Genomic DNA, 13,743 nt, shown 5'->3' with positions numbered 1-13,743 from the left:
TGGTCACGCGGGCATCACCGACCGGGTACGCAGATAATCCAATACCGCGAGCAGCGGCAGGCCGAGCACGGTGAAGTGCGATCCGTCGATGCGGTCGAACAGCTGCACGCCCGGTCCCTCCACCCTGTAGCACCCCACGCATCCCGCGATCGCCGGCCATTCCGACTCGAGATACGCGTCGATGAAGCTGTAGGACAGCGGGCGGACCGACATTTCCGCCGACTCGACGTGACGCCAGACGGGGCGGCCGCCTTCCGCGATCACGGCGGCGCTCCAGAGCCGGTGGACGCGGCCGGACATACGGGCGAGGTGGTTGGCCGCCTGCTCGCGGCTGTAAGGCTTGTCGAGTACCGCTCCGTCGTCGAGCGCGACGAGCGAGTCGCCGCCCAGCACGAGCGCGTCCGGGAACCGCGCGGACAATTTGACCGCTTTCAATTCGGCTAGCGCGTCGGCGAGGTCGCGGGGGCGTTCCCGGCCGAGCGCCGCCTTGGCGGCGTCCTCGTCGACCTGCGGGCTCATCGCCTCGAACGACACCGCGGCGGCGGCGAGCATGGCGCGGCGGGAAAGAGACTGCGAGGCGAGGATCAGCCTCACGCGACGCCCTCGATGCTGTCGGTGGTCCCGCCGCGGTCGTTCAGGAGCGCGATGATCGCCGCGGCGGTTTCCTCGATCGAGCGGCGGGTGACGTCGATCACGGGCCAGCCGTTATCGGCGAACATACGGCGCGCGAAGGCGATCTCGCGGGCGACGGACTCCTGTTCGACATAGCTCGTCTCCGTGGCCTGGTTGAGCGACAGGAGGCGGTTGCGGCGGATGGCGATCAAGCGGTCGGCGCTGGTGGTCAGGCCGACGATGAGCGGACGGCGGAGCGCGTAGAGCGAGCGGGGCGGCGGGCTTTCGACCACGACGGGGATGTTGGCGACCTTGTAGCCGCGGTTGGCGAGGTAGATCGAGGTGGGGGTCTTGGACGAGCGGCTGACCCCTGCGAGCATGATGTCGGCCTCCTCCCACTCGTCCTGACCGATCCCGTCGTCATGCGCGATCGTGAATTGGATGGCGTCGACGCGCGCGAAATAGGCCGCGTCGAGGACGTGCTGACGGCCGGGACGCGCCTTGGCCTGCTGGCCGAGCAGCGCGGAGAGCGCGTCGTTGACGGGATCGAGCGGTGCGACCGCGGGAAGCCCGAGCGTGCGGCAGCGTTGTTCGAGGGTGCGGCGCGTCGCTTGGTTGACGAGCGTGAAGATGACGAGGCCGGGATTCTGCGCGATCTCCTGGAGGATGCGTTCCAGATGCGCTTCGGTTCGGACCATGGGCCAGAAATGGCGGATCGTGTCGACCGCGTCATACTGGGCGAGCGCGGCCTTGGCGATGTTCTCCAACGTCTCGCCGGTCGAGTCCGACAGGAGGTGGAGGTGGAGGCGCGTCATTTGGAAGGTCGGGACCGATCTGTGGATAAGCCAGGCATGAGGGGTAGCGGAAGCGGCGGTTTCCGCCAAGCGGGCGATCGGCGGTGGATAACCACGGTTCGATCCACACGCCCGTTCACAGGTGGAGCGATCGTCCACCGCCTGTGGATAACAGGGACGGTCGGCGGACTCGCCCGGGCCGCCGTGTGGATGACCGCTCGCGGCTGTTGGCAAAACGGGCATGCGCGCTTAATCCCCGCCGCCAACGCGCCCACTACCTCCACCATCTTTTCGAGATTCTTCTTCAAGTAGAAGAGAGAGGCCTTCGCCTTGTCGACTTCCGTGAAACCGTTGCTCGGCGTGCTGAGAGGTCGGCGGCTCGACGTGCCTCCCGTCTGGCTGATGCGGCAGGCGGGGCGGTACCTGCCCGAATATCGCGCGCTCAGGGCGGAGAAGGGCGGGTTCCTCGCGCTCGCGACCGATCCGGAGGCAGCGGCGGAGGTGACTTTGCAGCCGATCCGGCGGTTCGGGTTCGACGGGGCGATCCTGTTCTCCGACATCCTGATGGTGCCCTGGGCGTTGGGGCAGGATTTGAGCTTCGGAGTAGGAGAAGGGCCGCGACTGACGCCGCCGCTGGTCGATCACGCGCTGGGGGCGTTGGAGCGGGCGCCGGAGCGGCTGGAGCCTGTTTACGCCACCGTGGCGCGGGTCGCGGTGGCCTTGCCGCCCGAGATGACGTTCCTGGGCTTCGCGGGATCTCCCTGGACCGTGGCGACCTATATGGTGAACGGGTCGGGGTCGAAGGACCAGGGCGAGACGCGGTCGTTCGCTTACGGCGACGAGCGCGCTTTCGGGGAGATCGTGGATGCGATTGTGGACGTCACGGTCGAGTATCTCGCGCGGCAGATCGCGACGGGGGTGGAGGCGGTGCAGCTGTTCGACAGCTGGGCGGGGTCGCTCAGCCCCGAACAATTCGAGCGGTGGGTGATCGCGCCCAACGCCGAGATCGTGACGCGCCTGCGCGAGCGGTGTCCGGGGGTGCCGATCATCGGCTTTCCCAAGGGCGCGGGAGCCAAGCTGGTGGCCTATGCGGCGCGGGTCGCGCCCGACGCGATCGGGTTGGACGAGACGGTGGACCCGGCATGGGCGGACGCGGCGCTGCCGGCGGGGATGCCGGTGCAGGGCAATCTCGATCCGCTGGCGCTGCTGGCCGGCGGCGAAGCGCTCGACCGGGGAGTGGACGGGGTGCTGGCGGCGTTTCCCGAGCGTCCCCATGTCTTTAACCTGGGGCACGGCATCGGTCAGCATACGCCGATCGCCCATGTGGAGCGGTTGATCGCGCGGGTACGGGGCTAGAGCGGGATGTGGGAGCGGTTGTTGGTGGCGTATGACTGGATCAAGGCGGCGCATCTGATCTTCGTGATCTTCTGGATGGCCGGGCTGTTCGCGTTGCCACGCTACCTGATCTACCATCAGGAGAACCTGGCCGACGCGGCCGACGCCGCGCGGTGGGTCGAACGCGAGGGCAAGCTGAGGAAAATAATCCTGACGCCGGCGATGATCGTGGTGCTGGCGCTCGGCGTCGTGCTGGCGACGATGTCGGGGGCTTGGAGCCAGGGTTGGTTGCACGCCAAGCTGTTGTTCGTATTGGGACTGACGGGGTATCACGGCTGGGCCGTTGGGTACGCCCGGAAGCTGGCGGCCGGGCGACCGACGCTGTCGAACAAGACGCTCCGGATGCTGAACGAGGTGCCCGCGCTGCTCATCGCGCTGATCGTGGTGCTGGTGGTCGTGAAGCCTTGAGGGCGCGTCTTCACGCGCGGGGTCGTTTGGGGTAGACTGGCGGCATGGCCGCGCAACCCGAACTCGTCCTACTCACCGCCGAGCAGTTCCTGGCCATCGAATGGGGTTCGGACATCAAGGCCGAACTCGACAACGGCGTCATCCGCGTGATGTCGGGCGGCACGGTAGCTCACGCACGCGTGCAGATGAACCTGTACCGTTTTTTGGGTTCGGCGCTTCGCGGTTCGGGCTGCCGTCCGTTCGGGTCGGACATGGCCATTCGGACCCATGCCGGTTCGGTGCGCTACCCGGACGTTTCCGTCGATTGCGGCGGCGACCGGGGCACGTCCGACGAAGCCAAGGCGCTCGGCGATCCAAGGGTCGTGATCGAGATCCTTTCGCCGAGCACGCGTCGCGAGGACGAGGGCGTCAAGCTCAGCGAATATCGGCTCGTGCTGACGATCGACACGATCGTCTTCCTCGACCCGCTCGCCGAGCGGATGCGCGTGTTGCAGCGAACCGGGCCGGATTCCTGGTCTGACCGGACATATCAGGAGCCAGCGGAGTTGGAGCTGCCCGCGCTCGGGCTGGTCGTTCCTCATGCGGAGATCTTCGCGCGGGATTGAGCCCGGCCGGTGTTCGCCTTGACGGAGGCTGCGGTTCCTCTTAGGCCTTGCCGCAGCCGCAGGCGGGTCCTCCGTCGCAGCGCGCCAGCTTCGAACACGCGATCTCCGCGATCCCGAGCTTTCCCCGATCCCCTGTCGGCAGACCCCGCATGCATCTCAAAGACCTGAAATCGAAGAAGCCCGCCGAGCTGGTGGGGATGGCCGAGGAGCTGGGCGTCGAGGGGGCGTCGACGCTGCGGAAGCAGGACCTGCTGTTCGCGATCCTGAAAGTGCAGGCCGATAACGGCGACGAGATCATGGGCTTGGGCACGATCGAGGTGCTGCCCGACGGGTTCGGCTTCCTGCGCTCGCCGGAATCGAACTACCTCGCGGGGCCGGACGACATCTACGTCTCACCCAACCAGGTGCGCAAGTTCGGGCTGCGGACCGGCGACACGGTCGAGGCGGAGATCCGGGGCCCCAAGGACGGCGAGCGATATTTCGCGCTGGTGCGGTTGGTGTCGGTCAATTTCGACGATCCCTCGGCGGTCAAGCACCGGGTCAACTTCGATAATCTGACCCCGCTCTACCCGGAAGAGAAGCTGACGCTCGATCAGATCGATCCGACGGTCAAGGACAAGTCGGCGCGGGTGATCGACATCGTGGTCCCCCAGGGCAAGGGCCAACGCGCGCTGATCGTGGCACCGCCGCGCGTCGGCAAGACGATGCTGCTCCAGAACATCGCCAAGGCGATCACCGACAACCACCCGGAGGTGTTCCTCCTCGTGCTGCTCATCGACGAGCGGCCAGAGGAGGTGACCGACATGCAACGGTCGGTGAAGGGCGAGGTCGTGTCGTCGACCTTCGACGAGCCCGCCACGCGCCACGTCCAGGTGGCCGAAATGGTGATCGAAAAGGCCAAGCGGCTGGTCGAGCACAAGCGCGACGTGGTGATCCTGCTCGACTCGATCACCAGGCTGGGGCGCGCCTACAACACGGTCGTGCCGAGCTCGGGCAAGGTCCTAACGGGCGGCGTCGACGCGAACGCGCTTCAGCGGCCCAAGCGGTTCTTCGGCGCGGCGCGCAACATCGAGGAGGGCGGGTCGCTGTCGATCATCGCCACCGCGCTCATCGACACGGGCAGCCGGATGGATGAGGTGATCTTCGAGGAGTTCAAGGGCACGGGCAACTCGGAGATCGTGCTCGACCGCAAGGTGGCGGACAAGCGTATCTTCCCGGCGCTCGATGTCGGCAAGTCGGGAACGCGCAAGGAGGAGCTGCTGGTCGACAAGGCCAAGCTGTCCAAGATGTGGGTCCTGCGTCGTATCCTCATGCAGATGGGGACGATCGACGCGATGGAGTTCCTGCTCGACAAGATGAAGGACTCGAAGTCGAACGAGGTGTTCTTCGACAGTATGAATCAGTAGCGCAGGGCGGCTTGCGCCACCCTGGCGCAAGACACGCCCAAGCTCGGCCGGCGTGGCGAAGCTACGACCGACGACGCGGCTTCGCCGTGGCGAGCTTTCGACCGAGAAGCTGGACCCTGGATCGAGTCCGGGGTGACGGGGGTTTGACGATTCCCGCACAGGCTCTAGGCGAAACGTATGATCCTGAACCTCCTCGCCGCCGGAGCGGCCACCGCCACCGCCGCAGCGCCCACCCTGTCCGAGATGTGGCAGCTCGCGCTCGCCGATTTCGCCAATATCACCGAAGCGTCGCGGCTGGCCGCGTTCGGGCAGGTCCTGCTAATCGACATCGTCCTAGCCGGCGACAATGCGATCGTGGTCGGCGCGTTGGCGGCGGGGCTGCCCGACGAGCAGCGCAAGAAGGTGATCCTGATCGGCATCATCGCCGCGCTGGTGCTCCGCATAGGCTTCGCGCTGGTCGCGACGTGGCTGTTGGGGATCGTCGGGCTGATTTTCGCGGGCGGGCTATTGCTGCTGTGGGTCGCGTGGAAGATGTACCGCGAGCTGCATCACAGCCGTCCGTCCGAGGAGGATGCGGAGAAGGTCCGCCCGGCGCGTAGCTTCGCGAGCGCCGTCTGGGCGGTCGCCTTGGCGGACGTGTCGATGAGCCTCGACAACGTACTGGCGGTGGCGGGCGCGGCGCGCGAGCATCCGGGCATCCTGATCATCGGCCTACTGTTGTCGGTGGCGCTGATGGGTCTCGCCGCCAACCTGATCGCCCGGTACATTGAGCGGTATCGCTGGATCGCCTATGTCGGGTTGGTGGTCATCCTTTATGTCGCGGGCAAGATGATCTATGACGGGGCGATCGACCCCAAGATCGGCATCACCACGTTGTTCGCTTGAACCTCACGAAGCGTTACTTCGTGACGATGTCGGTTCAGCCTAGATGCCGGGCGAAGAAGTCGATGGTCCTTTGATCGGCTAGGCGGGCCGCGGTCTCGGAGCGGCGCTTGCCCATCTCGGCGGCGAAGCCGTGGTCCTCGCCGGGATAGTCGTGGATCGTGACGCGGGGGTGGTCGTCGAGGCCGGCGTGGATCGCGGCCTGCGCGTCCTTGGCGACGAGGTGGTCCTCACCGGCCATATGAAGCAGGAACGGGTTGGCGATCGCGTGCTTCTCGTCGAGCAGGCCGTCCAGGCCGACGCCATAATAGCCGACGGTCGCGTCCACGTCGGTGCGCGCCGCGGTCATGTAGGCCAGGCGACCGCCCAGGCAGTAGCCGACCACGCCGACCTTGCCACCGTCGACGCGGGCGCGCGCGGCACGGATCGTCGCCTCGATGTCGGCGACGCCCCGGTCCTGGTCGAAGCGGTTCATCAGCCCGAAGGCGCGCTGGAGATCGGGTTCGATGTCGGGATCGAGCTGGACGGCCGGTTCGATGCGCCAGAACAGGTCGGGGGCGAGCGCGAGATAACCCGCCCGCGCGAGCGCGTCGCACTTGCGGCGGATACCCTCGTTTACGCCGAAGATCTCCTGGATGACGATCACGGCCGCGCGGGGGACCTCCCCCGGCTGCGCGAGGTACGCATCGAAGCCGGCGGCACCGTCCAGGGTGTCGATGTCGATCATTGTCATGGGAACGCTCCAGTACCGTTGCGGGGGACACGCGTTCGCGCGCATGGTGGATGTCCATGCCGGGGCGACCGGCGATGCTCAAGGGGTGGCGTACATGAAGGTCACGATCGATATCGACCTAACCCCCGAGGAGGCGCGGCGCGCGGCGGGGTTGCCCGACCTGACACCGCTCCACGACCGGTACGTCGCGCGGCTGGGGGACATGGTCGAGGGCGGGATCAAGCCGGAGATGCTGGAGGGCATGCTGAAGTCCTGGGCACCGATGGGCGAGGCGGGGATGATGTTCTGGCGGCGATTGTTCGAGACCGGGAACGGGGCGGGGCCCAAACCGCCGCAGTGATCGAGCTCGGGCGCGATACGATCTTCGCCCTGTCGAGCGGGCCGCCGCCCGCGGCGATCGCGGTGGTGCGGGTGAGCGGACCCGGGGCGCTGGAGGCGGCCTGGACGATCGCGGGACGACCGCCGCCGCCGCGTCGGGCCGGGTTGCGGGCGCTCAAGGACGAGGATGGGCGATTGATCGACCGGGCGCTGGTGCTGGTGTTTCCGAAACCGGACAGCGCGACGGGCGAGGATCTGGTCGAGCTGCAGCTGCATGGCGGGCGGGCGGTGGTGGCCGCGGTCGAGCGGGCGCTCGCGGCGCAGGGCCTGCGCCGCGCGGAGGCGGGGGAGTTCACGCGGCGGGCGCTGGCGAATGGCCGGGTCGACCTGGCGCAGGCGGAAGGTCTGGCCGATCTGCTCCAGGCGGAGACCGAGGCGCAGCGCGTCCAGGCGATCGGCGCGGTCGAGGGCGCGGTGAGCGCATTGGCGCGGAGGTTCGGCGAGCGCGTGCTTGCGCTGTCGGCGGAAATCGAGGCGGCGCTGGACTTCGCGGACGAGGATGACGTCGTGGTCGACCTGCGCGAGGTCGGGGCGGCGATCGCGACGCTGCGGGCGGAGATGGCGAACTTGGTCGCGCGGCCGCCCGTGGAACGGTTGCGCGACGGGATACGCGTGGTGCTGACGGGGCCGCGCAACGCGGGGAAGTCGACGCTCCTGAACCTGCTGGTCCAGCGCGAGGCGGCGATCGTGTCGCCGATCGCGGGGACGACGCGTGACGTGATCGAGGTTCCCGTTGTTGTCGAAGGTGTGGCGTATCTGGTGTCGGATACGGCCGGGCTGGTCGACGGAACCGCCGACCCGGTCGAGGCGATCGGGGTGGAGCGAGCGCGAGCGGCGGCGCAAGTCGCTGATATCGTTGTGTGGTTGGGCGACGATGCTCCCCCTGCGGGCGCGGTGTGGGTATGGGCGCGGGCGGATGAGGAGGGGCGGGGGGCACCGCCGAGCGGCGTGGATGTTGCCACCGCGAGCGGGCGTCCGGAGACGATCGCGGCATTGTGGCGGCTGGTCGGGACGCGAACGGCCCAAGCGCCGCCGAGGGCGGACCTGCCCGCCCTGAACCGGCGGCAGCGCGACCTGGTCGAGGAGGCGGCGGCGGAGCTGGTGGCGGACGACGACCCCTTGATCCTGGCGGAGCGACTGCGGCGGGTTCGGACGGCGCTGGCGCGGATCACGGGAGCGGACGCGACGGAAGCGATGCTCGACACGCTGTTCGGGCGGTTCTGCATCGGAAAATAGGGTTGTTCCACGTGGAACAACTTTGACCGTCATGCGCCGGGCGCTTACGGGCGATCCATGAACGACGTCATCGTCATCGGTGGGGGGCACGCGGGCGTCGAGGCGGCGCTGGCCAGCGCGCGGCGTGGCGCGAACACGGTGCTCGTCACGATGAGCCGAGGCACGATCGGCGCGCTGTCGTGCAATCCCGCGATCGGCGGCCTGGGCAAAGGGCACCTCGTTCGCGAGGTCGACGCGTTGGACGGCGCGATCGCGCGGGCGGCGGACATGGCGGCGATCCATCATCGGATGCTGAACCGTTCCAAGGGCATGGCGGTGCGGGGACCACGCGTGCAGGCCGACCGCAAGCTGTTCGCGGCGGCGATACGGGCGGTCGTCGATGTCCAGCGCGACTTGCGGGTGACCGAGGGCGAAGTCGCTTCGCTGCTGGTCGAAGCCGGGCGAGCGGCGGGCGTGGTGCTGGCTGACGGATCGGCGGTGCGCGGGCGCGCGGTGGTGATCGCGGCGGGGACGTTCCTGGCGGCCCGGATGTTCCGGGGCGCCGAACGGATGGCTGGCGGGCGTATCGGCGAACGGCCCGCGGGCGCGCTGGCCGAACAGCTCCGCGCGTCGGGCATGCCGATGGCCCGGCTGAAGACGGGGACCCCGCCACGGCTGGACGGGCGCACGATCGACTGGGCGCGGGTGGGCGAGCAGCCGACCGACGCCGAGCGATGGACCATGTCGCCGATGAGCGGCGGCGGCGCGCGACCACCGCAGGTCGCGTGCGGCGTGACCCGGACGAACCTTCGCACCCATGACGTCATCCGCGCGGCGCTCGACCAATCGCCGCTGTTCGACGGTGCGATCGAAGCGTCGGGACCGCGTTACTGCCCGTCCATCGAGGACAAGATCCATCGCTTTGGCGACCGCGAGGGCCACCGGATCAACCTGGAACCCGAGGGTCTGGACGATCCCGTGGTGTACCCGAACGGCATATCGACATCGCTGCCGGTCGAGGTGCAGCGGGCGTTGGTGCGGTCGATCCGGGGTCTCGAGCGCGCGGTGATCACCATGCCGGGCTATGCGGTCGAGTACGACCATCTCGATCCCCGTGCGCTCGGGCGCGACCTGCAGGCGCGGGCCGTGCCCGGCCTGTTCCTGGCGGGTCAGGTGAACGGGACGACGGGGTATGAAGAGGCGGCGGGACAGGGGATCGTCGCCGGACTGAACGCGGCCGCCGCGGCGATCGGGGTCGAGCCGTTCCTCCCCGATCGCGCGACCAGCTATCTGGGCGTGATGATCGATGACCTGACGCTTCATGGCGTCACCGAGCCCTACCGCATGCTGACCGCGCGGGCCGAACACCGGTTATCGTTGCGGGCGGACAATGCGGAAACGAGGCTGGGACCGGTCGGACGGCGGCTGGGGTGCCTGTCGGACGCTCGGCTTCGTCATCAGGATCAACGCGAGCGCGAGCGGGCGACGTTTCGCGAACGGCTGGAGGTCACGAGCACGGCGTCCGGGCTGGCGGCGAGCGATGTCCGCGTGGCGCGCGACGGGGCGCGGCGAACGGCGTGGGATTGGCTGGGCATTCCGACCGTGGCGCTGGGCGACGTCGCGCCGGGCAGCGAGATCGGCCTGGGTGCCGGGATCGTCGCCGAGATCGTCGAGGACGCCCGGTACGCGCCCTATGTCGAGCGGCAGATGGCGGAGGTGGCGGAACGCGCGCGGGGCGACCATCCGCTCCCGACCGGGTTCGATTATCGCGCGGTGACCGGGCTTTCGACGGAGATGGTCGAGCGGCTGAGCGCCGCGTCCCCCGACAGCCTGGCGGCGGCGGGGCGGGTACGCGGAGTCACGCCGGCGGCGCTGACGGCGATCCTGCTGCATGCGAAGCGGACGACGGGACGACGGGCGGCAGAACGACTGGGGGCAGGACGACTGGCGGCAGGACGAGTGGCGGCGTGAGCGAGGACGAGGCGCGCGCCTGGGTCGTCGAGCGGTTCGGCCCGGACGCATCCGGGAAGCTGGAGAGATTGACCGCGATCGTGATCGAGGAGGCGGCGGGTCAGAACCTGATCGCGCCGTCGACCGTGGCGAGCATCTGGTCGCGGCATGTCGTCGACTCGCTGCAGCTGGTGGATTTCGCGCCGACCGACGGCGCGTGGCTCGATATCGGGACGGGCGGGGGTTTTCCCGGGCTGGCGGTGGCGGTGGTGCGCGACACGGCGGTCCATCTGGTCGAGCCCAGGCGACGACGCGCGGCGTTCCTGGAAGCGGCCGCGGCGGTGATGGGCTTGCCGCATGTCGTCGTCCATGCATCCAGGGTCGAGCAGGTCGCGGCGCGTGCCGGAACGATCAGCGCGCGCGCCGTCGGTCCGATCGCGGCGCTTGTGAAAGCCGCTCGACACGTGGCATCACGCGACACGGTCTGGCTGCTTCCGCGTGGGCGCATTGGTTCGGAGGAGCTGGCCGCGCTTCCCCAATATGCTCGGGTGTTTCACGTGGAACAAAGCTTGACCGATTCCGATTCCCAGATCGTCGTGCTGCGCGGCGTGTCCGGTCGATGACGGTCATCGCGATCGCCAATCAAAAGGGCGGCGTCGGCAAGACGACGAGCGCGATCAACATCGCCACCGCGCTGGCGGCGACGGGGAAGAAGACCCTGCTGATCGATCTGGACCCCCAGGGCAACGCATCGACGGGCCTGGGGATCGGGCAGTCGCAGCGCGCCCGGTCGAGCTATGACGTATTGCTGGGCACGGCGACGGTGGACGAGGCGGCGATACCGTCGCCGGTGCCTTGGCTGGACCTGATCCCGGCGGTGCAGGACCTGTCCGGCGCCGAGATCGAGCTGGTCGGCATGGCGGAGCGGACCCACCGGCTCGATCGGGCGCTGCAACGATCGCGCGGCGGGTGGGAGATCGTGCTGATCGACTGTCCGCCGTCGCTGGGGCTGCTGACGATCAACGCGTTGGTCGCGGCCGATTCGCTGTTCGTGCCGCTGCAATGCGAGTTCTTCGCGTTGGAGGGGCTGAGCCAGCTGCTGACCACCGTCGAGCGCATCCGCACCCGATTCAATCCGGGACTGTCGATCGTCGGCGTCGCGCTGACGATGTTCGACCGGCGCAATCGGTTGACCGAGCAGGTGTCGACCGATGTCCGGTCGGTGTTGGGGCGGGTGGTGTTCGACACGGTGATCCCGCGCAACGTCAAGCTGTCCGAGGCGCCGAGCCATGGCCTGCCGGGGCTGATCTACGATCACCGCTGCACGGGGAGCCAGGCCTATATCGCGCTCGCCCGCGAGCTGATCGCGCGGCTGCCCGCTCACGCGCCGACCCAAGCGGAGGCGGCGGAGTGAGCGAGGTCGTGAAAGAGGGGGCGGGCAAGCGGCGCGGCGGGCTGGGCCGGGGGCTGAACGCGCTGCTTGGGGACATCGCGCGCGAGGAGCCGATCACGGGCGACCGCGACACGTCGCCGGGCGTCCGCATGTTGCCGGTGAGCGCGATGGCGCCGCATCCGGACCAGCCGCGCCGGCGTTTCGACGACACGGCGCTGGACGAGCTCGCCGCCTCGATCGCGGCGCGCGGGGTGATCCAGCCGATCGTCGTCCGGCCGCATGGCCGCGAATATCAGATCGTCGCGGGCGAGCGCCGGTGGCGCGCCGCGCGGCGCGCCGGGCTGACCGAGGTGCCCGTCGTGGTGCGCGCGTTCGACGACGCGGAAACGCTGGAGATCGCGCTTGTCGAAAACATCCAGCGGCAGGACCTGAACGCGATCGAGGAGGCGCTGGCCTATCGGCGGCTGTCAGGCGAATATGGGCACACGCAGGAGGCGCTGGCCAGGATCGTCCACAAGTCGCGCAGCCATGTCGCGAACCTGCTTCGGCTGCTGGAGCTGCCCGAGGGCGTGCAGGCGATGGTGAGCGAGGGCGCCCTGTCGATGGGGCATGCGCGGGCGTTGCTGGGATCGCGCGATGTCGAGGACCTCGCGCGTGAGGTCCAGGCGCGCGGCTTGTCGGTGCGCGAGACGGAGAAGATGGCGCGCGGCGCGAAAGGCGCGTCCGCGCGGCCTTCGCCCCCGGCCGGCGGCGGGCCGAAGGGTCGGGCGTCCGACGGAGCGGACGGTGACGTCGCGGCGTTGGAGAATCAGCTGGCCGACTTGCTCGGGCTGACCGTCCGCATCGCGCATGGGGAGAGCGGGGGTACGCTGACGCTGGGCTACGCGACGCTCGATCAGCTTGACATGGTGTGCCAGCGGCTGACGGGCGAGGGGATCTGAATTCTAGTTCCTCCCCCGCTGAAGCGGGGGAGGAATTAAGAGGGGACAGCGGATGCGGCTGAGTAGCGATGAGGCCGGCAAGCGTCGGGCGCGGCGGTTGCGGCGGGAAATGAGCTTGCCGGAGATCCTGTTGTGGCGGGAGCTTCGCAGACATGAGCTTCGGTTTCGCAAACAGCATCCGGCGGGGCCGTACACGCTAGACTTCTTCTGCGCGCCGGCCCGGCTGGTGATCGAGGTGGATGGCGAGGCGCATGGGCGCGGCGATCGGCCGGAGCGGGATGCGGTTCGCGATGCCTGGTTGCGGGCGAGGGGAGTGGATGTGTTGCGGGTGCCTGCCTCGGCCGTATTGCGAGATCTGGATGCGGTGGTTCGGTATGTCATCGCCGAAGCCGGTGCGCGGGTTCCTCCCTCCCCCGCTGAAGCGGGGGAGGAGCTAGGGGGCGTCGACCGTCATGAGCTGTGACGGGAACGGCGCGACCAACTCGCCCAGTTCGCCCGCCAGCCAGCGTTCCTCGTCTTCCTGGTGGAGGAGGACGGGCATCGCCTTGGGGTGGATCGGGGCGACGAGCCCGTTGGGTTCGCAGGTGAGGAAGGCGAAGGCGCGCTTGCCCTCGTTGAGCGGGCGCCAGATGCCGGCGAAGCTGGTGATCGGGCGCGAGGGGACCGCGAACCAATGGAGCGGGAGCTTGCCGTCCGGGCCGCGGTTCGGTCCGTACTCGCTGAAGGCGGTGAAGGGGACGAGGCAGCGGCGGGCGGGGTCGGCGAGGGCGCTGCGCCAGAAACCGCTCTCCAGGTTGCGGACGTTGGTGACGCGCTTTTCCAGCATCTTGGTCTTGCCGGCGGTCCGGAAGGGGAAGCCCCAACTCATGACGTCGAGCAGGCGCGCGCCGTCCTCTTCGCGGATGACCGAGGCGGGCCGGTCGGGGAAGAGTTCGGGGGGCGGGATGTCGAGCACCTTGGGCGGCAGGTCGAACCCGTAGCGGGCCGCGAGCTCGGACGGATCGGCGGTCATGCGGTAGCGGTTGCACATG

16 protein-coding genes are annotated in these 13,743 nt (G+C 68.8%); 12 read left to right on the top strand and 4 right to left on the bottom strand.

Annotated elements, in window-relative coordinates; translation table 11 throughout:
- Positions 1 to 3: 3 nt before the first annotated feature.
- Together ACFE71_RS04515 and ACFE71_RS04510 are read right to left on the bottom strand one after the other, a co-directional pair.
- The gene (locus ACFE71_RS04515; protein ID WP_375427620.1) at positions 4 to 594 is read right to left on the bottom strand and encodes a Maf family protein; all 591 of its coding nucleotides are present in this window, start codon (positions 592 to 594) and stop codon (positions 4 to 6) included.
- Complete coding sequence (locus tag ACFE71_RS04510; protein ID WP_375403401.1) at positions 591 to 1,427, bottom strand: pyruvate, water dikinase regulatory protein; 837 nt, start codon at positions 1,425 to 1,427, stop codon at positions 591 to 593. Before ACFE71_RS04510 ends, ACFE71_RS04515 begins: the two co-directional genes overlap by 4 nt.
- Before the next feature lie 309 nt (positions 1,428 to 1,736).
- Between ACFE71_RS04510 and hemE the strand changes: the two genes are divergently transcribed.
- The 5 genes from hemE to ACFE71_RS04485 all read left to right on the top strand — a co-directional run bounded on the left by hemE (position 1,737) and on the right by ACFE71_RS04485 (position 6,105).
- Positions 1,737 to 2,762, top strand: coding sequence for a uroporphyrinogen decarboxylase (gene hemE / locus ACFE71_RS04505; protein ID WP_375427619.1), 1,026 nt, complete (start codon positions 1,737 to 1,739; stop codon positions 2,760 to 2,762).
- Between the two features lie 6 nt (positions 2,763 to 2,768).
- The gene (locus ACFE71_RS04500) at positions 2,769 to 3,209 is read left to right on the top strand and encodes a CopD family protein (protein WP_375427618.1); all 441 of its coding nucleotides are present in this window, start codon (positions 2,769 to 2,771) and stop codon (positions 3,207 to 3,209) included.
- A gap of 44 nt (positions 3,210 to 3,253) precedes the next feature.
- Positions 3,254 to 3,814 (top strand): Uma2 family endonuclease, encoded by a 561-nt coding sequence (locus tag ACFE71_RS04495; RefSeq protein ID WP_375427617.1) that lies wholly within the window; start codon positions 3,254 to 3,256, stop codon positions 3,812 to 3,814.
- Positions 3,815 to 3,963: 149 nt separating this feature from the next.
- Entirely contained in the window at positions 3,964 to 5,220 is a 1,257-nt protein-coding gene (rho, locus tag ACFE71_RS04490) for a transcription termination factor Rho (RefSeq protein WP_375427616.1), read from the top strand.
- A gap of 177 nt (positions 5,221 to 5,397) precedes the next feature.
- A complete protein-coding gene (locus ACFE71_RS04485; RefSeq protein WP_375427615.1) occupies positions 5,398 to 6,105 on the top strand; it encodes a TerC family protein in 708 nt (235 codons plus the stop codon).
- Positions 6,106 to 6,139: 34 nt separating this feature from the next.
- Here ACFE71_RS04485 and ACFE71_RS04480 read toward each other — a convergent pair whose 3' ends face one another.
- Entirely contained in the window at positions 6,140 to 6,835 is a 696-nt protein-coding gene (locus ACFE71_RS04480; RefSeq protein ID WP_375427614.1) for a dienelactone hydrolase family protein, read from the bottom strand.
- Here ACFE71_RS04480 and ACFE71_RS04475 point away from each other — a divergent pair.
- Genes ACFE71_RS04475 through ACFE71_RS04445 form a run of 7 tightly spaced genes read left to right on the top strand, consistent with a single transcriptional unit; the run spans position 6,819 to position 13,175 of the window.
- On the top strand, positions 6,819 to 7,175 hold the full coding sequence (locus ACFE71_RS04475; RefSeq protein WP_375427613.1) for a DUF6489 family protein: 357 nt from the start codon (positions 6,819 to 6,821) through the stop codon (positions 7,173 to 7,175). The two genes, ACFE71_RS04480 and ACFE71_RS04475, sit on opposite strands and share 17 nt — an antisense overlap.
- Complete coding sequence (gene mnmE, locus ACFE71_RS04470) at positions 7,172 to 8,449, top strand: tRNA uridine-5-carboxymethylaminomethyl(34) synthesis GTPase MnmE (RefSeq protein WP_375427612.1); 1,278 nt, start codon at positions 7,172 to 7,174, stop codon at positions 8,447 to 8,449. The genes ACFE71_RS04475 and mnmE overlap by 4 nt, the downstream gene beginning before the upstream one ends.
- 57 nt (positions 8,450 to 8,506) lie before the next feature.
- Positions 8,507 to 10,399, top strand: coding sequence for a tRNA uridine-5-carboxymethylaminomethyl(34) synthesis enzyme MnmG (mnmG, locus tag ACFE71_RS04465; RefSeq protein ID WP_375427611.1), 1,893 nt, complete (start codon positions 8,507 to 8,509; stop codon positions 10,397 to 10,399).
- Positions 10,396 to 11,001 carry a 16S rRNA (guanine(527)-N(7))-methyltransferase RsmG gene (locus ACFE71_RS04460; protein WP_375427610.1) on the top strand — a complete coding sequence of 202 codons (606 nt, stop codon included), beginning with the start codon at positions 10,396 to 10,398 and terminating at the stop codon, positions 10,999 to 11,001. Before mnmG ends, ACFE71_RS04460 begins: the two co-directional genes overlap by 4 nt.
- Positions 10,998 to 11,792, top strand: coding sequence for a ParA family protein (locus tag ACFE71_RS04455; RefSeq protein WP_375427609.1), 795 nt, complete (start codon positions 10,998 to 11,000; stop codon positions 11,790 to 11,792). Before ACFE71_RS04460 ends, ACFE71_RS04455 begins: the two co-directional genes overlap by 4 nt.
- Before the next feature lie 8 nt (positions 11,793 to 11,800).
- The gene (locus ACFE71_RS04450) at positions 11,801 to 12,712 is read left to right on the top strand and encodes a ParB/RepB/Spo0J family partition protein (protein ID WP_375427643.1); all 912 of its coding nucleotides are present in this window, start codon (positions 11,801 to 11,803) and stop codon (positions 12,710 to 12,712) included.
- A 52-nt stretch (positions 12,713 to 12,764) separates the two neighbouring features.
- Positions 12,765 to 13,175, top strand: a complete 411-nt coding sequence (locus ACFE71_RS04445) for an endonuclease domain-containing protein (RefSeq protein WP_375427608.1) — start codon at positions 12,765 to 12,767, stop codon at positions 13,173 to 13,175.
- Here ACFE71_RS04445 and ACFE71_RS04440 read toward each other — a convergent pair.
- Positions 13,146 to 13,742 (bottom strand): SOS response-associated peptidase, encoded by a 597-nt coding sequence (locus ACFE71_RS04440; RefSeq protein ID WP_375427607.1) that lies wholly within the window; start codon positions 13,740 to 13,742, stop codon positions 13,146 to 13,148. The genes ACFE71_RS04445 and ACFE71_RS04440 overlap by 30 nt on opposite strands.
- Position 13,743 lies beyond the last annotated feature (1 nt).

It is taken from the genome of uncultured Sphingomonas sp. (assembly GCF_964237155.1).
GTDB lineage: Bacteria > Pseudomonadota > Alphaproteobacteria > Sphingomonadales > Sphingomonadaceae > Sphingomonas.
The sequence above is the reverse complement of the archived record's forward strand: the minus strand, read 5'-3'. Positions and strand labels throughout refer to the sequence as shown.